This window comes from Anaerobacillus sp. ABR4_321, from assembly GCF_056158505.1.
This window is the reverse complement of sequence record NZ_JBSWTK010000001.1, coordinates 1858328-1880662: the sequence shown is the minus strand read 5'-3', so window position 1 is coordinate 1880662 and position 22335 is coordinate 1858328. Positions and strand designations below refer to the sequence as shown.

Genomic DNA, 22335 nt, shown 5'->3' with positions numbered 1-22335 from the left:
GTTTATCTATGATGATCTATTAAGCTTTTTTGCTGTTGTCTACTAATACATCGATTGCTTTACGAACGCGGAGGTCACCTTTAAGTGCAGCGTCGCCGCCTTGCATCGCTAGCATTTGACGAATTTGTTCTTCTTCCATGTTATACATAGCTGCCATCTTAGCAAGCTCTTCGTTAACTTCTTCCTCAGAAACTTCGATGTTTTCTGCATCAGCGATCGCTTCAAGAGTAAGGTTTGTGCGTACACGCTTTTCGCCATCCTCTTGCATTTGCTCACGAAGTGCTTTCTCATCTTGACCAGAGAACTGATAGTACATCTCAAGGTTCATGCCCTGCTGCTGTAGACGTTGTTCAAATTCTTGAAGCATACGATCAACTTCAGAGTCAACCATTGCAGATGGAAGATCGATTTCGCTGTTTTCAGTTGCTTTTTCGATCAACGTATCTTTCTTCTTCATATCAGCATCTTCAGCTTTTTGCTTCTCAAGATTTTCTTTTGTAGTCTTTTTAAGCTCATCAAGAGATGCTACTTCTTCGTTAACATCTTTAGCGAACTCATCATCTAGCTCAGGAAGCTCTTTACGCTTGATGTCGTGAACTTTTACTTTGAAAGTAGCTTCTTGTCCAGCAAGGTTTTCAGCATGGTACTCTTCAGGGAAAGTAACTTTTACTTCCTTCTCAGCTCCAGCTTTTTCACCTACTAGCTGCTCTTCGAAACCAGGGATAAATGTGTTAGATCCTACTTCTAGAGAGTAGTTTTCACCTTTTCCGCCTTCAAATGGTTCTTCGCCAAGGAAGCCTTCGAAATCGATGATTGCTGTATCTCCCTCTTGGATCTCGCCATCTTCAACGACTACTAGCTCAGCATGCTTTTCTTGAAGCCCTTTAAGCTCAGCTTCAACATCTTCATCTGTTACTGTAGTGTCTTCTTCTTCAACTTCAAGTCCTTTGTACTCGCCAAGCTTTACTTCAGGCTTAACTGTAACAGTAGCTTTGAAGATAAGGTTTTTACCTTTTTCAATTTGCTCGATGTCAACTTCTGGGCGATCGACAGGGTCGATTCCAGCTTCTTCTACAGCTTCTGAATAAGCTTTAGGAAGGATGATATCAAGAGCATCTTGATAAAGAGATTCTACGCCAAAGCGCTTTTCAAATAGTGAACGAGGTACCTTTCCTTTACGGAATCCAGGTACATTAACCTGTTTTACAACTTTTTTGAACGCCTCGTCTAGTGCTGTATTTACCTCACCAGCATCAACTTCTACTGTAAGGACGCCTTGATTACCTTCAAGCTTTTCCCAATTTGCAGTCATTTACACATTCCCTCCAACAATAAATATATTTCCACTAATCGAGCGTTTAAAAAAAGATGACGCTTTTTGGAGTATAAAAGCGCCAGAAGGCTTTTTTAAACGATCTCTTTTACTAGTAAATATGGGTTTGCAACCATTTTATTATAACATAGTGCAGGTGCTTTTCAATACATACAGTATGATTCACACTGCCTTTACCATTGTTCAGCTTACCTATTTTTGCTTCGATTCGCAAGTGAAAAGGATCTGTTTCCAGCTATTTCTAATCGAATGGTCGATAAAAGGGTTGATTCTCGATTCGCTTGATTCGATCAGCTGGCACCTCAAACTCCGAAGGCTTAACGCCATAAATACTTCCGATTTCTTGACGAGTATAGCTTTCTCCATTTATTTCAGAAGCTACGATATGTACTGCGGCAGCCCAAACAGAACTATTCTTTGGATCAGCTTCGAATGGAGAAATAGCAAAGAGATAGTGCCACCAGATCTGCATGCACATTTCAAACAGCACTGGATTTTCCTGTTCAACATGATCAGATAATTTCTTCTTTACATCTAACGAAAATTCTTGAATAAAAATGTCTGTCAACTCAGACGGATTGACAGAAATCTCTCTTCCAAACTTATGTATGGTCACTTCTTGATCTAGTTTCTTTTCTCTTAACACTTGCAGAACAAGACTTTTTAGAAGTGGGTCTTTCCCTGTTGCGTTTATGTATGCTAAATATGCAGGTATAGCCTTCTCTTCGCTGATATTACTCAGTTTTTGAATCGCTAACCATTGTTTTTCCGTCTTTTCACTTTCGAGATAGCTTATCAACATGTCTGCTTCTTCTTCCGGAACGTCTTCATACTGTTCATCAGAAGTGATGTCGTAGCCAGTCATTTTTCTACTAAAATGTAAAAGCTGATAGAGCGACTCCGCAATGTTCGACGGAAGCTGGTTTTCTTGAAGAACCGCTTCGATCATCGTAACTACTTTTTGATACTTTCCAAGCTGAACCAGTATCGATATGTATACTTGAAAAATGTCGTAATAATCTCCGATCCCCTGTTGCATCATCTTTTCGCAACGTTCAGAGGCTTCTGTCAACTCTCCTAGTTCTACAAGACTGAGTACTAACCCAAAATGGCCCTGTGGGTGGTCAGGATCTATCTCTAATAGTTGACGAAAATGTTCATGTGCCTGATCGATCTTCTTTTCTTTAAGGGCTGCCATTCCTTTTTCGGCAAGCTTGCCTGCCACATTTGGAAAATAAACGATTTTCCTTTCATGTTTTTCTTTGTCCATAGACGTATTCGCTCCACTCTCTTATATTCTCTATTAAAAGAGTTTTCAGCAGGAAAGGCGCAGCTACGATTAGCTTACAGTTTATCAGTATAAAGAAGTAAACTCAAGTTACAGTACTCCCTTGCTTTCTTCCTCCAGTCATTACTAACGTACCCTAACTACGAGTATTAAAAACAGGGAGCTCTCCAAACTACGGTTTCAAATAAAAAAAGCCTTCTATCTAAAAGATAAAAGACTTTGAGAATATGTATATGGCGTCCCAGGAGAGATTCGAACTCCCGACCCACAGCTTAGAAGGCTGTTGCTCTATCCAGCTGAGCTACTGGGACATCGTTTGCCGGCTAGCGACAAATATAAATATACCTAAGTAACATAATAAAGTCAATACCAATTCTTAAGAAAAACTGGATGATTTTACTGTCAGTGATGGGCAAGCATTTTGGCCAATTGCTCAATCATCTGACAGTAAACTCTCACAGTATTGTTCTAGGAACTTAGCTTATACGTCTTTGTAAGTTCATCTACCCGTTCTCCTTGATGATCATAAAAAACAACCTGCACTTCATCATGTACCCATTCTACTATTGCGTATGTTTTTATCGTTGGCTTTCTAGGTAAGCTGATGCTTCCTGGGTTAAGGAATAAAATATTTGAATCAAAATGAACAGTCGCTTCATGAGAATGTCCGAAGCAAACAAGGTCCGCTCCCGTCTCTTCTGCTTTATAAGCTAAATTCATCAAGTTCATCTTAACACCGTACAAGTGACCATGTGTTGCAAAAACTGTTTTTCCGCCCACTGTCTCAGCAACATTCTCAGGGTATCGTGTATCAAAATCACAATTTCCCCTAACTCGTAGCTGAAAAGAGGTCATTCGGGAATCATCGTAGTCAAACTCGGAATCACCGCAATGTACCATACATACAACTTCTTCTTGATGCCTCCGAACGAGATTCTGGAGCTCTTCAGATGAGCTATGGTTGTCACTTACAACGAGTATCTTCATATTTTATCACCTCATTTTATAGTAGTTCTTGAAATGCTTCTTCCAATCGATCAAGAGCTTCCCCTCTATGTGAAATAGAATCTTTTTCTTCCGGGGAAAGTTCAGCCATTGTCTTTTGATAAGATGGAACGAAAAAGATTGGGTCGTAGCCAAAGCCCTCATAACCTGATCGTTTATGAGCAATTCTACCTTCACACGATCCTGAAAAGATTTCAGTCTTTTTACCAGGGCTCGCAACAGCTAACACGCATTGAAACGAAGCTGTTCTCTTGTCATCTGGTACGCCTTTTAATTCTGTTAACACTTTATCAATGTTAGCTTCATCATCTTTCTCTGGACCTGCATACCTTGCAGAATAAACACCAGGTTCACCATCTAAGGCGTCGATGACTAATCCAGAATCATCAGCAATCACGATCTGATTCGTCATACGCATGATCGTTTCAGCTTTTAAAACGGCATTTTCGGCAAAAGTAGTACCTGTTTCTTCCACATCCGGTGCTTCTTCCATGTCTAAGAGTGAGATTACTTGTAACTGTTCCGTTTCAAAGCGACGTTTAAACTCTTTAACTTTCCCGCTATTCTTCGTGGCTACAAGAAGCTTACGCATTTTCACTCGTACCTCCTTTGATTTTCTCCGAAAACTCACCGATTACGTCCGCTTGTTTGATGATCAGTTCTTCTATTCCTGACTGTGCGAGTGAAAGCATTTCGTTCATTTGGTTCATGGTAAACGTTGCTTCTTCCCCGGTACCCTGAACTTCCACAAACTCACTTTTCCCTGTCATCACAATGTTCATATCTACCTGGGCTGTCGAATCTTCTTTATAACAGAGGTCAAGGATAGCCTCACCGTCTTTATTGATCCCTACAGATGTAGCAGCCAGAAAATCCGTTATCGGCATCTTCTTGATCTGTTTATTTGCTAGGGCTTTTTCTATAGCAAGTGCCATCGCCACAAATGCTCCAGTGATCGATGCGGTGCGTGTTCCACCGTCTGCCTGGATAACGTCACAATCGATCCAGATCGTCCGTTCACCTAGTGCTTCAAGGTCAATGACAGTACGAAGGGCACGTCCGATGAGGCGCTGGATTTCCATCGTGCGTCCTCCCACTTTACCTTTACTAGACTCTCGAATATTTCGCTGTTCCGTAGCTCTCGGCAGCATCGCGTACTCTGCAGCTACCCAGCCTTTTCCTTGCCCCCTCATAAAAGGTGGAACCCTTTCTTCAATTGAAGCATTACAAATCACTTTCGTATCCCCAACTGAGATTAATACAGAACCTTCAGGGTGCTTAACGTAATCTTTCTCAATATGTATAGTTCGTATTTCATTATGTTCACGTCCATCGACTCTCATAATCTTCCTCCTGTTCATCGGTGCCTGTGGAACCTGTGCCTTTCTTTCATTTACAAAATAAAAAAGGGCAGTATTCCTGCCCTTTCATCCTATCATATTCTATTTTAAAAACCTACTTTGTTAACCTCTACAGGCCTTGTAACCGGTTCAGAGACAACGTTTCCTGAATCGTCTATGACCTCTTCATGTCCATCGACTGTAATGGCAACTTCTTTGACATCAGCATTTTCAGTAAGAGAAAGAACGAGGCTATTTAGAAGCTCCTGCTCCAATACCTTCTCCTCAGCTCCTGTTAAGATCGCTTCATTAAAATCAAGAGTAAGCAAGCCATCCTTATTTACTGAATCAAGTAGTTTTAAGTCTTTTGAGAACTGACTAAATAATCCTGAGTGTACAGGAGGTCCCTCTAAGAGACCTGTAATCACACCATTCACATCGTTCTTAACGCCTTCCATCCGCTTTGTTACTGGTACATAGTACGTATAGTCATCATTTTGAGCCATAAAGTATACCGTAACCGCAGTACTATTTGATACATCGACTACGTTGCCCATTTCATGATTAATTCCATCTGCTCTGCTTACGTTTTCACCGATCGGCGTTCCATTCACAGGCATTTCTGTTTGGTCAAATCCGTTTATTTGAATCTTAACATTTTTGACGCCTTCAAATTGAGTAAGCGTCCACGTAACAGCTTCTAATATTTGCTTTTCATATGCAGCAGAATAGTCCTTGAATTCTTCTGAAAAGTCCACTACGAGCGTATCATCGACCTGATTGATTCCATTCACAACCGTTCCTGCTGGCAAAACTGCTTGAAACCCGTTTGGCAGCATTTCTGTAATCGGTCCATCGATCACTAAGTATTCCAATGCCTGTTTTGCAGCTCCTTCAACCGCAGGAAGTTGAACCGTTTGCGGAACGACCATCCCATTCGAATCTAACAAGTATAGTTCACGAGTCGACATATTTGCCGATGCTTCAGAATCTCCCTCTGTAGATTCAGACGTATCTGGAGCTTCTGCATTACTGTCATCTACTTGTTCACCTTCTTCAGCGTAGTCAACCTTTGGTGGATCAATTTCTTTCAACGTTTTGTCAAACCCAAATCCGCAACCAGATATTATTATCATACATAAAAGCAACAGACCCGTGATTATAGCCCCACGTAAACGCATAGCTATCCCTCCTCAGATGGTTTGTACTATCATTTATACGAGCTACAATCCAATTTAGACCACGGGAATGAAAACTTATGAACAAGCAAAACAAAAACCTCCATTCATCTTTAAGAATGGAGGTCAATTTGTTTTACGGTTTCAACTGGATATTCGAGCCAATGATTGGCTATCTTAGTAAAATTCCCTATTGAATCTGTTGTTAAAAATGTATGAGATGGTTTGTCATCCCCTGTATACAACAATGAGCTGTACTCTAGAATTCCGCTTATTTCATAAGCCGTTTCATCACCAGAACAAATGATTGAGATCTCATCACCCATAACGGATTGGATGACTTTTTCGAGTAATGGGTAATGGGTGCACCCTAAAATAATTGAGTCGATCCCTTTATCCTTAAGCGGCTTTAATGTTGTACTGACGATTTCATATGTTTCATCGCTATCAAGGTTCCCTGATTCTACAAGCGGCACAAACGGTGGACAAGCAAGGCTCTCTACCTTTATATCATTATTGATCGACTTTAATGCATCTTCATATGCACCGCTCGCAATCGTACCCGCTGTACCGATGACCCCTATGTGCGAATTTGTAGTTACTTTAATAGCACTACGAGCTCCAGGGTTTATCACACCACGTACTGGAATCGCAAGCTGCTCCTGTAACTCTTTAAGAACGACCGCTGTCGCCGTGTTGCATGCAATAATCAGCATTTTTATTTGATACTTTTCAAGTAAATAGTTCGTCATTTCCCATGTGTACTGCCTTACTTCTTCTGATGGTCTTGGTCCATAAGGACATCTTGCTGTATCGCCTAAATACACGATTTCCTCTTTTGGCAGCTGCCTCATTACTTCTTTCGCAACGGTCAAACCGCCAACACCAGAATCAATAATACCTATCGGTTTGTTCAATGTATTTCGCCTCTCAAATCTGCACTACGTTATTTTTTCTCCATCTCGCTATAGAGCAAGGCAAGACTCTCTTCAAGAGCTTTCATTTGATCATCAGAAAATTTCATCGTTTTTTCTTCTAAATATGCTTGCCTTTTCTGGATAACTCTTCTAATGATGTCTTGGCCTTTTTCTAATATATGAATTCGCACGACTCTTCTATCATGTGGGTCCTTCACTCGTTTTACAAGATCAGTTTTCTCCATTCGGTCAACGAGATCAGTCGTTGTACTACATGCTAGGTACATTTTATTTGATAGTTCTCCAATTGTTAGATCTCCATTATCTGAAAGCCACTGCAACGCAAGGAATTGTGGTGGAGTTAGTGAGAATTCGCCTAATAATTCACGTCCATGCTGCTTAATAATTCCTGCTACCATACGGAGTGACTTTTCTATATCAACGATTGATGCTGGTGTTTTCGTTAGTTCTTCAGGCATCGTGATCCCCCTATCTATTTCATACATCTATTTTGATTGTAACCCTCCACAAATGCAAGAGGAGAGCATTACCGTTTATTTATGCAATTAGGCAATCGATTCAAAAAAAGAAGAGCTATAGGGATCTATAGCTCTTCAGTAGCGAAATGTTCTTGCACATAGTCAACAACTTCCTGATTTGTTGCAAGAGAAAGTATATGATCGATATGAGAAGAAATTTCTTCTTTTGATAACTTAGTCATCTGACTTCTAGCAGGTAGGATAGAGGTAGCACTCATGCTAAATTCATCTAGTCCAAGTCCGAGTAGAATTGGAATAGCGATTTGGTCGCCTGCCATCTCACCGCACATACCAGCCCACTTACCTTCTTTATGAGCTGCGTCGATTACCATTTTAACTAAACGTAGAATAGCTGGGTTGTATGGCTGATAAAGGTAAGAAACCTTTTCGTTCATACGGTCAGCAGCCATCGTGTATTGAATGAGGTCATTCGTTCCAACACTAAAGAAGTCTACTTCCTTAGCAAATACATCTGCCATCGCAGCAGTTGCAGGAATTTCAACCATCATACCGATTTCAATGCTATCTGAAACGTCAACGCCTTCTCCAGTAAGCTCCTCTTTCACGTCTAGCAGCATTGTTTTCGCTTGACGGAATTCATCTACTGAAGCGATCATTGGGAACATTACCTTCAGATTTCCGTATACACTTGCACGAAGCAGCGCACGAAGCTGCGTACGGAAGATCTCAGTTTCTTCAAGGCAAAGACGAATTGCACGGAAACCTAGGAAAGGATTCATTTCCTTTGGTAGATTAAGATATGGAAGCTCTTTGTCTCCTCCGATATCAAGAGTACGGATTACGACTGGCTTACCGTCCATTTTTTCGAGCACTTCTTTATAAGCATTAAACTGTTCTTCTTCTGTTGGAAGCTCGTTTCTACCCATGTAAAGAAACTCTGTACGGTAAAGCCCAACACCTTCACCACCGTTTTCAAGAACGCCTTTTACATCTTCAGGAGTCCCGATGTTCGCCGCAAGCTCAACATGCTTCCCATCTTTGGTAGTTGTAGCGTCATTTACAAGCTTCGCCCATTCTTGTTTCTTAGTTTCGTATTCTTCTTGTTTCTTTGTATATGAGGCAACCTCTTCATCTGTTGCTCCGATGATTACTTTGCCATCGATGCCATCGATAATAACAGTCTTGCCTTCGATTTCTTCAGAAGTAACTGTTTTTGTACCAACGACAGCTGGAATCTCCATCGAACGTGCCATAATCGCTGAGTGAGACGTTCTACCACCGATATCAGTAGCAAAACCTTTCACGTACTGCTTGTTCAGCTGTGCAGTATCTGAAGGAGTTAAATCTTCAGCAAGCACGATGACTTCTTCAGTAATACTTGCTGGAGTTGTAAATGTAACACCAAGCAAGTGAGCGAGTACACGCTTAGAAACGTCGCGAATATCCGCAGCACGTTCTTTCATATATTCATTATCCATGTTCTCAAACATCGAAATAAACATATTCGATACTTCATTCATAGCACTTTCAGCGTTAACTTTTTCATTTGTTACTTTGTCTTTAACAGCATTCAACAACTCAGGATCAGATAAAACGAGAAGATGAGCAGCAAAGATTGCTGCCTTATCTTCTCCAAGTTGTTCATTGGCATGGTTTTTAATTGCTTCAAGCTCTTCTTTCGCAATGCTAACAGCACCGTTAAAGCGATCGAGCTCAGCATCAACATCATTGATTGATTTCTCTTCAATTTCCAGTGCAGGATTTTCAAGTACGAATGCTTTAGCAATCGCAATCCCTGCTGATGCGCCAATACCAGTTAATTGTTTAGACATTAGTTGCCCAGACCTTCAGAGTCCATAACTTCAGTCAATCCAGAAATCGCTTCGTCAGCATCTGATCCTTCTGCTTTGATTGTGATTTCTGAGTTTTGCTGGATTCCAAGGCTCATTACGCCCATGATGGACTTAAGGTTTACTGATTTCCCGTTATACTCAAGAGTTACATCTGAGCTATATTGACCAGCTTTGTTAACTAGAGCTGTTGCTGGACGAGCATGGATTCCTGATTCACTTGTTACTGTAAAATTTTTCTCTGCCATAATAAATCCCTCTTTCAAATTAATAGTATGTTATTTAGAAATTGTGATGATCTCTTTATCTTCACGAGAAACGGTTCCTTCTTTTGCAAGGTCGATTTTTTCTCCCTCTTCAAGGTTCGTGAAGACAATCGGTGTAATCGTTGATGTCGCATGTTCTTTAATATAACCAAGATCTACTTTCATAAGCTTTTGACCTTGCTTAATCTCATCACCTTCGCTAACGAATACCTCGAATCCTTCTCCTTTTAGATTAACAGTATCTATTCCTACGTGGATTAAAATTTCACGACCGTTAGTCGATTCGATTCCAATCGCATGTTTCGTTGGGAATACATTGATAATCTTACCATCAACAGGAGCAACAATTAATCCATCAGTCGGTTCGATTGCGAATCCATCACCCATCATTTTACCAGAGAATACCTGGTCAGGAACCTCAGTGATCGGCAAGATTTTACCCTCGATCGGAGCAATTAGATGATCTTCACCAGTTTTTTCTGTCTGAGGTTTTTCTTCTTTTTGTTCTTCCTTAATAGGTTTCGGAGTCTTTCCACTAATAATATCTTGAATCTGCCCTTTCAGTCCATCAGACTGTGTGCCAAAGATAGCTTGGATGTTGTTTCCTACTTCCATGACACCAGAAGCTCCAAGACGTTTCAGGCGATTTTTATCAACTTCACCCTTATCCGCAACCGATACACGAAGACGAGTGATGCATGCATCAAGATTTGTAATATTGCTTTCTCCGCCAAGAGCAGTTAGCACGTTATAAGCAAGTGCTGTATCCTCTTGACCGTCATCAGCAACTTCATCTTCCTCATCTTCTTCGCGACCAGGCGTCATAAGGTTAAACTTACGAATCGCAAATCTGAAACCAAAGTAATAAATAACCGCAAAGACTAGGCCTACAGGAATTACAAGCCACCATGCCGTTCTACCTTGTATTACACCAAATAGAAGGTAATCGATAACACCTCCTGAGAAGGTCATACCAATTTTAACATTTAGCAACTCCATTGTCATAAAAGAAAGTCCTGCAAAAATCGCATGAATTCCAAATAGTACTGGTGCTACGAATAAGAATGAAAACTCGATAGGTTCAGTAATACCTGTAAGGAATGATGTTAGTGCTGCTGATCCCATGATCCCAGCTACAACCGCTTTCTTTTCTGGACGTGCTTCATGGTAAATTGCAAGTGCAGCAGCCGGTAGACCAAACATCATGAACGGGAACTTACCAGTCATAAATGTACCTGCAGTTAGTTCTGCTCCGTCCTTAAGTTGTTCGAAGAAAATCTTTTGGTCACCGCGAATAATTTCACCAGCATCGTTTATATATTGACCAAACTCAAACCAGAATGGTGAATAGAAGATATGGTGCAATCCGAATGGAATGAGTGAACGCTCGATAACACCGAAAACAAATGCAGCAAGAGCAGGGTTAGCATCAAGCATGTTATGTGAAAACGCATTTAACCCTGATTGAATCGGTGGCCAAACAAACAGCATGATGATTCCTAGAATTAAGGATGATACAGCCGTAGCAATCGGAACGAATCGTTTGCCGGCAAAGAAACCAAGGTATTGCGGAAGTTGAATATTATAATACCTTTTATACATAAATGAGGCAAGAATACCGACGATGATACCTCCAAACACACCGGTTTGTAGAGTAGGTATCCCAAGAACATTCGCATAGGATGCGCTATCTGCAACCTGATCCGGAGAAACTCCCTCTAGAACTCCCATCGTAATATTCATGACCAAGAAACCAACGATCGCAGCTAGTCCTGCAACCCCGTCTCCATCTGATAATCCAATCGCTACTCCTACAGCAAACAGTAGTGCAAGGTTCGCAAAAACAATTCCTCCAGCTTCTTCCATTACTGTAGCAAGGAGCTGGAACCACTCTGCTGAAAGGAATGGCAGCTTTTCAAGCAACGTAGGGTTTTGGAATGCGTTACCAAAACCAAGTAACAAACCAGCAGCAGGTAAAATTGCAACCGGTAACATAAGTGCTTTACCAACTCGCTGTAAAACACCAAACGCTTGTTTAAACATTTTTTATCCTCCTTTTTTTAATCCCCAAATAAATCATATATGAAACAAAAAAGGCATGAGTAGAAGGTATAACAAGCCAATCAGGATATACTATACCCCAATCAGTTGTAGTCATACCGGTTCCACTCATGCCTGATCGTATCAGTAACACGTGTACCGTTTATTCATTTATTTCGGAGAAAGCCTTTGCAAGTGCATCGTTAAGTATACAGCTTCTGCGTCAGGAAAAGATGTGTTCAATTCCCGTTGCATGATTTTAATCAACTTCCAAGCAATATTGTAACACAGCGGATATTCTTCCTTCAACACTTTTTCTAGTCTTTCATGTGCTTCAACAGGAAGATCTTGTTCACTGCGATCGATCGCATGCCTAAGATGTCGAACTAGCCGCAAATAATCGATTCCAGTTCTACTGATTTGTAGTGAGAGGGAATCTTCTATTACGGAAACGAGCAAGTTGATAAGTGCTGAGTATTTATTCAAAGTAGAAAGGCTTCTATTTGTAATCGCGCTATGGATGTGCAGGGCAACGAATCCTACCTCACCTTCAGGTAGATCAATGTTAAGTTTACTCTTTAATAGCTGAATCACTTTTTCTGCAACTGAGTATTCTTTCGGATACATCGTTTGTGTTTCAACTAAGAAAGGGTTCTTCACATCTAATCCTTGACGAAGTCTTTTAATCGCAAAAGATAGGTGATCGGTTAACGCAACATGTATGTGCTCATCTAAGTCTGCACCTAGGTTCTCTTCAATAAGTGAAATCGCATCATTCATAACACCAATGAAGGCTTCTGGCACATCAGATAAAAGGAGCTTGTACTGCTCCTGTTCATTTTTGTTAGCAAGCACAAAAAACTTGTCTACTTTCGTATCATCAAGTTTTTCGCCATGCTTCTGATTGAAGCCAATTCCTTTACCAGTGAGCACAACCTCTTCATTTTGCTCTGTTATCGCAATGACAACATTATTATTCAAAACCTTTTTTATTTCAAATGGACCCCTCATGTTCAAGTTCCCCTCATTAAACCGGTTTCATTTATAACTATGAACGTATTAATAATAGTAAATAACTGAAGGAACGTCAATGAGAAAACCTTCCACGAGGGCTTTATTTTCACGATCTGTCAATAAAAAGACCGGCTCATTACAAGCCGGAATTTCTATATCTCTAATTCTCCCAGACGGAGTAATTCGACTACTGCCTGGGAACGCCCCTTAACCCCAAGCTTTTGCATCGTGTTGGAAATATGGTTCCGAACTGTTTTCTCACTTATAAACAATTCTTCTGCAATTTCCCTCGTTGTTTTGTCTTGAACAAGCAGTTCAAATACTTCTCTTTCTCGTTTAGTTAAAAGCGGCTTCGGTCGGTAGTGGTTCCCTTTCAACATTCCACCCTCCTCGATAGGGCAACAAAGCAACTTCATCAAAATTAATATAGTCCATACACTATATGTTTTTTTGACAGACGTGTTACATAATTTAGAACACTTTCTTGATGTGAAGTACAGAAATTCTACCGACAGACTTCTTCATTCTTAGTCATTTCCTGAGAAATATTTCGTTTTAGAACGACTGAAATAAAAAGGATCCCATTCTTGGGATCCTTTTACACATATTTATCGGTCACTACCGAAGAAGTTTTTGAAAGTTTGAAGAGAAGTGGCTCTATTCATTGCAGCAATTGAGGTTGTTAATGGAATGCCTTTAGGACAAGATTGCACACAGTTCTGTGAGTTTCCACAGTTCGCTAATCCGCCTTCATCCATTAATCCTTCAAGACGCTCTTCTTTGTTCATTTCACCAGTAGGATGGGAATTGAACAAGCGCACTTGAGAAACCGCAGCTGGTCCAATAAATTCTGAGCGGCTGTTCACGTTCGGACATGCTTCTAGACAAACGCCGCAAGTCATACACTTGGAAAGTTCATATGCCCACTGCCTTTTGTTCTCAGGCATACGTGGACCAGGACCAAGATCATGAGTACCATCGATTGGAATCCAAGCCTTCACTTTCTTAAGCGCATCGAACATTCTACTACGATCAACAGCTAAGTCTCTGATGACTGGGAATGTCGTCATAGGCTCTAGGCGAATCGGCTGTTCTAAACGATCCACAAGAGCAGTACATGATTGACGAGGTTTTCCGTTGATGACCATTGAGCATGCTCCACAAACTTCTTCAAGACAGCCCATTTCCCAAACAACTGGAGTAGTGTTCTCGCCCTTTGCATTAACAGGGTTTCGTCTAATCTCCATTAACGCTGAGATAACGTTCATGTTTTGACGGTAAGGAATCGTAAACGTTTCCTCATATGGTGCGGACTCAGGTCCATCTTGTCTTTTTATTTTGAGAGTAATCTGACGTTCTTCACTCATTATTTAGCCCCCGCTTTCTTCTTCGAATAATCGCGTTTACGAGGTGTAATTAATGATGTATCAACTTCTTCATAATAAAATTCTGGTTTGTTATTAGCTGCATCGTATTTCGCCATCGTAGTCTTCAGCCACTCTTCATCATTACGATCTGGGAATTCTGGTTTATAATGCGCTCCACGGCTCTCATTACGGTTATATGCACCTTGAGTAATGACACGTGCAAGCTGAAGCATGTTTGAAAGCTGACGAGTGAAAGAAGCTCCCTGGTTACTCCACTTGGATGTATCATTAATATTGATGTTCTCGTAACGCTCCATCAATTCTTGGATCTTGTTATCTGTCTCTAACAGCTTCTCATTATCTCTAACTACCGTTACGTTTGCAGTCATCCATTCACCAAGTTCTTTATGAATCTGGTAAGCATTCTCAGTTCCATCCATCTTCAAGATCGCATCTTGCTTCGACTGTTCTTCTTGTTGATGACTTTCAAATAGAGAAGAAGGCATATCTTCAACTGTGTTTTCAAGACCATTGATATATTCAACTGCATTCGGTCCAGCTACCATTCCTCCGTAAATAGAAGAAAGCAACGAGTTAGCACCAAGACGGTTTCCGCCATGCTGTGAATAATCACATTCACCTGCAGCAAACAGACCTGGAATATTCGTTTGTTGATTGAAGTCTACCCATAGCCCACCCATTGAATAGTGAACTGCAGGGAAAATTTTCATAGGGACTTTTCTAGGGTCATCCCCCATGAACTTTTCATAGATCTCGATAATTCCACCGAGTTTGATATCAAGCTCTTTGGAGTCTTTATGTGAGAGATCTAGATATACCATGTTCTCCCCATTGATTCCTAGTTTCTGACGTACACATACGTCAAAGATCTCCCTCGTTGCAATGTCTCGAGGTACCAGGTTTCCGTATGCAGGATACTTCTCTTCAAGGAAGTACCATGGTTTACCATCTTTGTATGTCCATACTCGTCCACCCTCACCACGAGCAGACTCACTCATAAGACGGAGTTTATCGTCTCCTGGGATTGCTGTTGGATGGATTTGAATAAATTCACCATTCGAGTAGATCGCACCCTGCTGATAAAGAGCTCCAGCAGCAGAACCAGTATTGATGACAGAGTTTGTACTCTTACCAAAAATGATTCCCGGACCACCAGTAGCCATGATGACTGCATCAGCTTTAAAACTTCTAATTTCGGAAGTTGTTAGGTTTTCACCAACCATTCCGCGACACACTCCGCTGTCATCGATAATAGCGGATAAGAATTCCCAGCCTTCGTATTTATTAACAAGGCCGGCTACTTCATGGCGACGCACCTGCTCATCAAGCGCATAAAGCAGTTGTTGACCTGTCGTTGCACCCGCAAAAGCAGTACGGTGATGCTGTGTACCACCAAAGCGACGAAAGTCAAGAAGTCCTTCAGGCGTTCTGTTGAACATAACACCCATGCGGTCCATCAAGTGGATGATTCCAGGCGCTGCATCACACATCGCCTTAACAGGAGGTTGATTCGCTAGGAAATCTCCTCCGTAGACAGTATCGTCGAAATGTTCCCAAGGAGAGTCTCCCTCTCCTTTTGTATTAACAGCTCCGTTAATTCCCCCCTGTGCACAAACAGAGTGAGAACGCTTAACCGGAACGATCGAAATGAGATCGACACTAACTCCAGCTTCAGCGGCTTTAATAGTAGCCATTAAACCGGCTAATCCGCCTCCGACTACAATAATTTTACCATTACTCATAAGAACGGTTCCCCCTTAATTGCTAGCTCTTACTGAAGGATATGTACCCTTTCAGTATGGTGGTGAAGACAGTTCGTTTGTTGCTTAAACAAATGCGAAAAGCGCGCGTATACCAACGACTGAAAGAGCAAGAAAAATAGCCATTGTTACATATGTCATTGCACGCTGAGATTTCGGTGTTACTGTAAAGCCCCAGCTTACGAAGAAGGACCATAGACCATTCGCAAAGTGGAATACTGTACCAATTACTCCAACGATGTAGAAGATCATCATCCAAGGATTAGCTAGTATGTCCACCATCATCTGATAGTTAACTTCTGCACCCATCGCAGCCTGAATTCTAGTTTGCCATACATGCCAGGTTACGAAAATTAAAACAATTATCCCTGAGATCCGCTGCATATAAAACATCCAATTTCGTAGATAGCCATATCTACTTACGTTATTCTTGGATTGAAATGCGATATAAACACCATAAATCGCATGGAATAATAGCGGTAAGAAAATAACAAAGATTTCAAGGAGATACCTGAATGGTAAAGATTCCATGAAATGAGCAGCTTCGTTAAATGCCTCTGGACCTCTCGTTGCGAAGTGGTTTACTGTTAGATGCTGCGTAACATAGAGTCCCAGCGGAATTACTCCTAGAAGCGAATGCAATTTTCGGCTGACAAAGTCTCGACTTGCGGCCATGTTTTGTGTGTCCCCCTTTTAAGTTGTTAAGCTACCATCTGCCACTGCATATTCTACTATAAAAGCCTTTGCATGCACAGAAATCATCGCTTTCTGTCGATTTATATGTGACATATTCATTGTACTCCCATCATTTAGGAGCGTCAAGAAAACGCGTACATTTTGAGTTTTCTAAATTCCTAGATGAAATTTGCTAGGATATTATTCCTCTCTTTTCCTGTATGTATGGAGGAATCGCTTCCAAACCGTTATAATGATATGAGACGAATTGGAGGAGTTTATGTTTAAAAAGCGCACGAATACCATCGATTATAGTCATGAAGTAACCACAACAGCTTTTGGATATGAGCTTTTTAGAGAAGTTCTTCTTCCTGAGCTATTAGGGACTGAACAAGCGAACATTCTTTATTGGACTGGTAAAGATATCGCGAGAAAATTCCCTCTATCTACGAGAGAAGAAATCGAGCAATTTTTTAAAGATGCAGGATGGGGTGCTCTAACCATCGCACAAGAAAAAAAGAATGAGGTCTCTTACTTACTTCAGTCACCATTAATAGAAGAAAGAAAAAAAACTAGTCGAAATGATTGTTATCAGTTAGAAGCTGGTTTTCTTGCTGAACAATTTCAATACATGCTGCAGTGCATAACGGAAGCTTATGAAACGAGCAAGAAAAACGAAATCCAAATCACAATCAAATGGGATCCGAAAGATAAAATCGAATCATGATTGTAAAAAGGGAGGCCAAGGTGGCCTCCTTATTTTTTTATAACTGCTTAACTGGTGTTCTTTCATCCAACTGGAATTGATCGTGTAATGTCTCGATCGCATAGATCATTTTATCCTCAGGTACGATTGTAGATACCTTAATTTCAGATGTGCTTACCATTTTGATCTCAACATCATGTTCAGCAAGAACTTCAAACATCTGTGCAGCTACACCGGGATTTGAGATCATACCTGATCCAACGATGGATACTTTCGAAAGTCCAGACTCATAGAAAATGTTTTCATATGGTAGTTTGACTTCAAGGCGACGCAGAACATCTAGCGTTAACTCAAGTGAAGCTGTTTCGATTGAGAACGATATACTCGTCGTATTCTTCTCACTCGTACTCTGAATGATGATATCTACATTAATTCCATTCGATGCAAGGGATGAAAACAACGATGGAAGTGTCGTGATTTCATTCGGAAGACCAGATATCGTTATTTTTGTCACATTGCTTTCGAACGCAAGCCCTCTCACTACCAAATTCTGTTCCATGGATGCGACCTCCTCAATTATGGTTCCTACTTCGTTTGTAAAACTTGAGCGTACCTCGAGTGGAATATTATAATTCTTCGCGAACTCCACCGCTCTAGGATGAAGAACCCCCGCACCAAGGTTTGCCAATTCGAGCATTTCATCATAAGAAATCGTTGACAGTTTACGGGCGCCTTTTACGTATCTAGGATCAGTTGTATAGACCCCATCTACATCTGTGTATATTTCACATCGCTCTGCTTTCAGTGCAGCCCCGATCGCAACAGCAGTAGTATCAGATCCTCCTCTACCCAATGTCGCGATGTCATCTGTGTCAGAAAGACCCTGGAAGCCAGCAACGATGACGATCTTTCCTTCTGCAAGATGCTGATTCATCCTTTTGGCATCAATATCCAAAATCCTCGCGTTTCCATGGACAGATTCTGTTTTAAGTCCTGCTTGCCACCCTGTAAGTGAGACGGCTTCGTAACCCTTCTCATGAAGCGCCATTGCAAGAAGAGCGGTTGTTACTTGCTCTCCGGTTGTAAGCAGCATGTCTAGTTCTCTTTTGGAGGGATTATTTGTGATGCTTTTTGATAAACCCACTAGTTCATCTGTGGTTTTCCCCATAGCAGAAACAACTGCTACAACTTCATCCCCTGCATCAACTGCTTCAGCAAGCCTCGATGCGACGTTCTTTACTTTTTCGACATCTCCAACAGATGTTCCACCAAATTTCATTACTCGAAGTCCCACTCTCTCCATCCTTTCCACTCTATAACTGTATTTCTCACTCACAACTAGTTTCTTGAATAAGTAATTTAGGCTCTCTATATAGAAAAAAACAACAATGAGAAAAACCTCACTGTTGTTTTCATAATTCAAGAAAACGTCCCTGTGTGAGATAGTCCTCCATTCAACCCCCGGGAAGGAATTGAATGACAGCTCTGCACTTCTTCAATGCAGGTCCAGCTTAAGGTGTATAAGCACCTGTTCGCTTCGGCAAATTCCCCTTTCCACCCACGTCAACAAGTCTTATCACTCTCATTGGGTATACTGATGGTTTTTGCGCCTCTACCATCACTTCAATTTATCGAAGTGTGGAACTATTAAATTTTCACTATTATAACGAACTATGAGTTACGCCGCAATACAATTTCGTAATTAATTTTCTTTTTGTTTGAAACGAGCCATCAATTCTTCAGCAACATTCTTCGGTAAACCAGCCTCTTGTAGACCATCTACGCCAGCTTCCTTCATTTTCTTGATCGATCCAAAATAATTTAAGAGTTTCTTTTTACGCTTCTGTCCGATACCTGGGACTTCATCCAAACTAGATTTCAGCATGGATTTTCCACGGAGCTGACGATGGAACGATATCGCAAAACGGTGGACTTCATCTTGAATTCGCTGAAGTAAATAGAACTCCTGACTATTTCTAGGAAGGTACACATCCTCTGGAGGGTCTCCGATCAATAAGTGGGATGTTCGGTGCTTCTCATCTTTCGTTAACGAACAAACCGGAATATCTAGACCAAGCTCATTTTCTAGAACGTCTTTTGATGCTTGAATCTGAGCGATGCCGCCATCGATAATAATTAAATCTGGGAGTGGTCCATCTTCTTTAAGTAACCTTGTGTATCTTCTCCTAACGACCTCTTTCATCGAGCCAACATCGTTTGGACCCTCTACTGTTTTTATCTTGTATTTTCGATATTCATTCTTCTTCGGTTTACCATCTAAAAACACAACCATCGCTGAAACCGGGTTTGTTCCTTGAATATTCGAATTATCGAATGCCTCTATTCGAAGAGGTGCTTCTATTCCTAATTGTTCACCAAGGTTCTCAACCGCATTGATCGTTCTTTTCTCATCTCGCTCAATCAGAGAAAACTTTTCATTGAGTGCGATGTTAGCATTCTTTATCGTCAATTCAACTAGCTCTTTCTTCTTTCCTCTTTTCGGCTGTTGTACTGGGATGTGAAGAAGATCTTCTGCTAATTGAGCATCGATTGTATTAGGTAAAAGGATCTCCTTAGGCTTAGGGTGGTTCTTCTGTAGATAAAACTGACCAAGGTATGTTAAAAAGTCCTCCTCAGGCTCATTATAGAACGGGAAGAGCGAGACATCTCGTTCTATGAGTTTCCCCTGACGGACAAAGAAGACCTGAACACACATCCAGCCTTTATCAAAACTATATCCAAAGATATCACGATCGAGGCCATCGTTTGTTTGAATCGTTTGAGCTTCCATCACTTTTTCAATATGGTACATGAGATCACGGTATTCCTTCGCACGCTCAAAGTCCAGGTTTTCAGAAGCGCTCACCATCTTACGTTCTAAATCCTGTTTGACCTCATGGTGACCACCATTTAAAAACTTCGTGATCCCGTCGATCATTTCTTTGTTCTGCTCTTTCGTAACTTCTTTTACACAAGGCGCAAGACACTGGCCGATGTGGTAATACAAACAGACTCGATCTGGCATCTTTCGGCACTTTCTGAGCGGATAGATACGATCGAGCAATTTCTTTGTAGCACTCGCAGCATAAGCATTCGGATATGGACCAAAGTACTTACCTTTGTCTTTTTTTATTTTTCTTGTTGTGATGAGTCGAGGTTGTTCTTCAGCCGTAATCTTGATATATGGATAGCTCTTATCATCTTTCAGCATCACATTATATTTTGGATCATGTTTCTTTATTAGATTTAGTTCAAGGATAAGTGCTTCTAAATCAGTTGAAGTAACGATATATTCGAAGTCGCGGATCTCTCCAACTAGCCTCTGCGTCTTACCATCATGTGCTCCTGAAAAATAGGAACGCACTCGGTTCTTAAGTACCTTTGCCTTTCCAACATAAATAATCGTCCCTTGACGATCTTTCATCAAATAACAGCCAGGCTGATCGGGTAGAACAGCTAGCTTATTTTTCAAAAATTGTTCCACGCTATCTCACCTCTCTACCCATTCAAGGCGCATCTATGTTCCCCTATTGTATCATAATGCCTATCGCTTATACTCGTACAAAACAATTTCGTGATAGACAGGATCGTACATCTTATCGGAATAATACGCTCCGACCTTTGTGACCGATTTTCTTATCGGTGCCCCTTGCTGTTCAAACCCCTTCACGACACGATCCGTTAAAAATATTCTTCTCTCATCGTAATAAGGTATTTCTGACAAGAAGGTTTCATATGTGAATACACGGTCATGTTCATACTGAACGTCCAGATAATCCATTACCCTTGTTTCCTCCCAGGTATACACCATGATAGGCTCTTCTATTTCCGAGAGAAAACTACTCAACTGATGGACAGCGGCGGGGTGCTGAGCTTCTCTCATCATTGTGAACGTTCCAAAAGATTGAAAGAGTAGCAACATCACCAAACCAAGCTTCACTAGATGTGCCCTGAAACCTTCTGAATACTTAGTAGTGAATAATAATACCGCAAACAAAACCATTCCAGGTAATGGAAGGATGTGTCTTGGTTTATCAATATTCTGCGCAAACAACGCCCACAAGAAGTATAGAGCAAACATGATTCCATATGTCCATTGAAACGGGGTGATGCTTTGTCTGCTAACTTTGTTCAATAATAAAATAAAACCAATTATCATAATAGTAATCATTGCTGCAATGTAGAGCCTTTGTCCTGCAAGTCCAACCCAGCCTATATTGGTTACGACGAGTTCGTAGCTTCTTATCCATAGTGGAGAAGTTGTCGATACAGCACTACCTCCCCATTCTTGAAAATGTCCGGAGGAAAATCCAAGTGCTAGTTCTAAGAATGCAGTGATTCCTCCTTCTGAAGCAGCTAGTCCTACAACCCAAATAAGCTGAAAACAAATCGCAATAAAAAGATGAACACTGATAAACAAAGCATATGTTTTGTTAGAAGTGTAGCTAGATCTCCTACTTATTAGGAGAAGGATTAACCCGATTCCAAATGGTAGATATGATAATCGAATTCCTAGCAGAATGCTTAATAAAAATGAGGGTAATAACAAAACAAATGAAGACGCTTTACGTTGGAAGGCAACATGTAAACCCCAGATGTACCACCATAGAATCCCAACCGCGGCTGCTTCACTCATAGGCTGAATGGACATTACGTTCAAGAAAACCATCGACTGAAGTACACCAACGATCAGTACGCTGATCGTTTTTGAAAGGATATTGCGGCTTAAGAAATAGAGAGGGATCGAACTAGACAATAAAATTAGACTATTAAATGTTGATAAAGCTAACGAGGGATTGCCAATCCACTTGTGGATGACCATTCCCCCTAAAACAAAATAGGGATAACCCGGGAAATGTGGCTGCATGGCATATAAGTCGAATCTGCTTAAAGCTAGAGCAAAGTCTACTTGATCCCAAGATCGTGGAAGGTCGATCGCATAATGAAACCTCCACAAACTAATGAGAATTATGCTAGTGATACTTACTAATAAGATTAACGTTTTAAATAATGCGTTTAGCGATAGCTTTTTCATATTCAACATGATCATCCTTTAGAAACCTGTCCCGGTCATT

The 22335-nt window shown here is 40.9% G+C and carries 20 protein-coding genes, 1 tRNA gene and 1 riboswitch; of the genes, 1 reads left to right on the top strand and 20 read right to left on the bottom strand.

The window, feature by feature from the left end; genetic code table 11:
* Window positions 1–19: 19 nt before the first annotated feature.
* The 17 genes from tig to ACXADT_RS09565 all read right to left on the bottom strand — a co-directional run bounded on the left by tig (window position 20) and on the right by ACXADT_RS09565 (window position 16554).
* Complete coding sequence (gene tig / locus ACXADT_RS09645) at window positions 20–1312, bottom strand: trigger factor (RefSeq protein WP_270179489.1); 1293 nt, start codon at window positions 1310–1312, stop codon at window positions 20–22.
* 262 nt (window positions 1313–1574) lie between these two features.
* Entirely contained in the window at window positions 1575–2603 is a 1029-nt protein-coding gene (locus ACXADT_RS09640; protein WP_270179490.1) for a tetratricopeptide repeat protein, read from the bottom strand.
* Window positions 2604–2855: 252 nt separating this feature from the next.
* Window positions 2856–2932: transfer RNA gene (locus ACXADT_RS09635), tRNA-Arg, on the bottom strand.
* A gap of 157 nt (window positions 2933–3089) precedes the next feature.
* Window positions 3090–3608 carry a metallophosphoesterase gene (locus ACXADT_RS09630; protein ID WP_474834423.1) on the bottom strand — a complete coding sequence of 173 codons (519 nt, stop codon included), beginning with the start codon at window positions 3606–3608 and terminating at the stop codon, window positions 3090–3092.
* Window positions 3609–3624: 16 nt separating this feature from the next.
* Window positions 3625–4218 (bottom strand): XTP/dITP diphosphatase, encoded by a 594-nt coding sequence (locus tag ACXADT_RS09625; RefSeq protein ID WP_474834684.1) that lies wholly within the window; start codon window positions 4216–4218, stop codon window positions 3625–3627.
* On the bottom strand, window positions 4211–4969 hold the full coding sequence (rph, locus tag ACXADT_RS09620) for a ribonuclease PH (protein ID WP_270179492.1): 759 nt from the start codon (window positions 4967–4969) through the stop codon (window positions 4211–4213). Before rph ends, ACXADT_RS09625 begins: the two co-directional genes overlap by 8 nt.
* A gap of 104 nt (window positions 4970–5073) precedes the next feature.
* Window positions 5074–6147: a GerMN domain-containing protein gene (locus tag ACXADT_RS09615; RefSeq protein WP_474834421.1), complete on the bottom strand. Its 1074-nt coding sequence runs from the start codon at window positions 6145–6147 to the stop codon at window positions 5074–5076.
* 110 nt (window positions 6148–6257) lie between these two features.
* On the bottom strand, window positions 6258–7061 hold the full coding sequence (gene racE / locus ACXADT_RS09610) for a glutamate racemase (protein ID WP_474834419.1): 804 nt from the start codon (window positions 7059–7061) through the stop codon (window positions 6258–6260).
* 29 nt (window positions 7062–7090) lie between these two features.
* Window positions 7091–7540 (bottom strand): MarR family winged helix-turn-helix transcriptional regulator, encoded by a 450-nt coding sequence (locus ACXADT_RS09605; RefSeq protein ID WP_270179495.1) that lies wholly within the window; start codon window positions 7538–7540, stop codon window positions 7091–7093.
* Window positions 7541–7665: 125 nt separating this feature from the next.
* Window positions 7666–9393: a phosphoenolpyruvate--protein phosphotransferase gene (gene ptsP, locus ACXADT_RS09600; protein ID WP_474834417.1), complete on the bottom strand. Its 1728-nt coding sequence runs from the start codon at window positions 9391–9393 to the stop codon at window positions 7666–7668.
* Complete coding sequence (locus tag ACXADT_RS09595; protein WP_270179497.1) at window positions 9393–9659, bottom strand: phosphocarrier protein HPr; 267 nt, start codon at window positions 9657–9659, stop codon at window positions 9393–9395. Before ACXADT_RS09595 ends, ptsP begins: the two co-directional genes overlap by 1 nt.
* A 30-nt stretch (window positions 9660–9689) precedes the next feature.
* Window positions 9690–11720 (bottom strand): glucose-specific PTS transporter subunit IIBC, encoded by a 2031-nt coding sequence (gene ptsG / locus ACXADT_RS09590; protein WP_270179498.1) that lies wholly within the window; start codon window positions 11718–11720, stop codon window positions 9690–9692.
* Between the two features lie 168 nt (window positions 11721–11888).
* Window positions 11889–12728 carry a glucose PTS transporter transcription antiterminator GlcT gene (gene glcT, locus ACXADT_RS09585; protein ID WP_270179499.1) on the bottom strand — a complete coding sequence of 280 codons (840 nt, stop codon included), beginning with the start codon at window positions 12726–12728 and terminating at the stop codon, window positions 11889–11891.
* 155 nt (window positions 12729–12883) lie between these two features.
* Entirely contained in the window at window positions 12884–13111 is a 228-nt protein-coding gene (locus tag ACXADT_RS09580) for a helix-turn-helix domain-containing protein (RefSeq protein ID WP_369810531.1), read from the bottom strand.
* A 228-nt stretch (window positions 13112–13339) separates the two neighbouring features.
* Window positions 13340–14098 (bottom strand): succinate dehydrogenase iron-sulfur subunit, encoded by a 759-nt coding sequence (sdhB, locus tag ACXADT_RS09575; RefSeq protein ID WP_474834415.1) that lies wholly within the window; start codon window positions 14096–14098, stop codon window positions 13340–13342.
* Window positions 14098–15861, bottom strand: coding sequence for a succinate dehydrogenase flavoprotein subunit (gene sdhA, locus ACXADT_RS09570; RefSeq protein WP_270179501.1), 1764 nt, complete (start codon window positions 15859–15861; stop codon window positions 14098–14100). Before sdhA ends, sdhB begins: the two co-directional genes overlap by 1 nt.
* A gap of 84 nt (window positions 15862–15945) precedes the next feature.
* Complete coding sequence (locus ACXADT_RS09565) at window positions 15946–16554, bottom strand: succinate dehydrogenase cytochrome b558 subunit (RefSeq protein WP_270179502.1); 609 nt, start codon at window positions 16552–16554, stop codon at window positions 15946–15948.
* Between the two features lie 280 nt (window positions 16555–16834).
* Between ACXADT_RS09565 and ACXADT_RS09560 the strand changes: the two genes are divergently transcribed.
* Entirely contained in the window at window positions 16835–17281 is a 447-nt protein-coding gene (locus tag ACXADT_RS09560) for a YslB family protein (protein WP_270179503.1), read from the top strand.
* 37 nt (window positions 17282–17318) lie between these two features.
* Here ACXADT_RS09560 and ACXADT_RS09555 read toward each other — a convergent pair whose 3' ends face one another.
* From ACXADT_RS09555 to ACXADT_RS09545, 3 genes are all read right to left on the bottom strand, one after another.
* Window positions 17319–18554, bottom strand: coding sequence for an aspartate kinase (locus tag ACXADT_RS09555; RefSeq protein ID WP_474834413.1), 1236 nt, complete (start codon window positions 18552–18554; stop codon window positions 17319–17321).
* 141 nt (window positions 18555–18695) lie between these two features.
* A riboswitch (Lysine riboswitch) is annotated at window positions 18696–18883 on the bottom strand.
* A 79-nt stretch (window positions 18884–18962) separates the two neighbouring features.
* A complete protein-coding gene (gene uvrC / locus ACXADT_RS09550; protein WP_474834682.1) occupies window positions 18963–20684 on the bottom strand; it encodes an excinuclease ABC subunit UvrC in 1722 nt (573 codons plus the stop codon).
* A gap of 120 nt (window positions 20685–20804) precedes the next feature.
* Window positions 20805–22301, bottom strand: coding sequence for a hypothetical protein (locus ACXADT_RS09545; RefSeq protein WP_474834411.1), 1497 nt, complete (start codon window positions 22299–22301; stop codon window positions 20805–20807).
* Window positions 22302–22335 lie beyond the last annotated feature (34 nt).

What these genes read in the sequence shown, in the direction of transcription:
- tig (WP_270179489.1), bottom strand. Translation starts at nt 1,312, where the DNA reads ATGACTGCAAATTGGGAAAAGCTTGAAGGTAATCAAGGCGTCCTTACA.
- ACXADT_RS09640 (WP_270179490.1), bottom strand. Translation starts at nt 2,603, where the DNA reads ATGGACAAAGAAAAACATGAAAGGAAAATCGTTTATTTTCCAAATGTG.
- ACXADT_RS09630 (WP_474834423.1), bottom strand. Translation starts at nt 3,608, where the DNA reads ATGAAGATACTCGTTGTAAGTGACAACCATAGCTCATCTGAAGAGCTC.
- ACXADT_RS09625 (WP_474834684.1), bottom strand. Translation starts at nt 4,218, where the DNA reads ATGCGTAAGCTTCTTGTAGCCACGAAGAATAGCGGGAAAGTTAAAGAG.
- rph (WP_270179492.1), bottom strand. Translation starts at nt 4,969, where the DNA reads ATGAGAGTCGATGGACGTGAACATAATGAAATACGAACTATACATATT.
- ACXADT_RS09615 (WP_474834421.1), bottom strand. Translation starts at nt 6,147, where the DNA reads ATGCGTTTACGTGGGGCTATAATCACGGGTCTGTTGCTTTTATGTATG.
- ACXADT_RS09605 (WP_270179495.1), bottom strand. Translation starts at nt 7,540, where the DNA reads ATGCCTGAAGAACTAACGAAAACACCAGCATCAATCGTTGATATAGAA.
- ptsP (WP_474834417.1), bottom strand. Translation starts at nt 9,393, where the DNA reads ATGTCTAAACAATTAACTGGTATTGGCGCATCAGCAGGGATTGCGATT.
- ACXADT_RS09595 (WP_270179497.1), bottom strand. Translation starts at nt 9,659, where the DNA reads ATGGCAGAGAAAAATTTTACAGTAACAAGTGAATCAGGAATCCATGCT.
- ptsG (WP_270179498.1), bottom strand. Translation starts at nt 11,720, where the DNA reads ATGTTTAAACAAGCGTTTGGTGTTTTACAGCGAGTTGGTAAAGCACTT.
- glcT (WP_270179499.1), bottom strand. Translation starts at nt 12,728, where the DNA reads ATGAGGGGTCCATTTGAAATAAAAAAGGTTTTGAATAATAATGTTGTC.
- ACXADT_RS09580 (WP_369810531.1), bottom strand. Translation starts at nt 13,111, where the DNA reads ATGTTGAAAGGGAACCACTACCGACCGAAGCCGCTTTTAACTAAACGA.
- sdhB (WP_474834415.1), bottom strand. Translation starts at nt 14,098, where the DNA reads ATGAGTGAAGAACGTCAGATTACTCTCAAAATAAAAAGACAAGATGGA.
- sdhA (WP_270179501.1), bottom strand. Translation starts at nt 15,861, where the DNA reads ATGAGTAATGGTAAAATTATTGTAGTCGGAGGCGGATTAGCCGGTTTA.
- ACXADT_RS09565 (WP_270179502.1), bottom strand. Translation starts at nt 16,554, where the DNA reads ATGGCCGCAAGTCGAGACTTTGTCAGCCGAAAATTGCATTCGCTTCTA.
- ACXADT_RS09560 (WP_270179503.1), top strand. Translation starts at nt 16,835, where the DNA reads ATGTTTAAAAAGCGCACGAATACCATCGATTATAGTCATGAAGTAACC.
- uvrC (WP_474834682.1), bottom strand. Translation starts at nt 20,684, where the DNA reads ATGAAAGATCGTCAAGGGACGATTATTTATGTTGGAAAGGCAAAGGTA.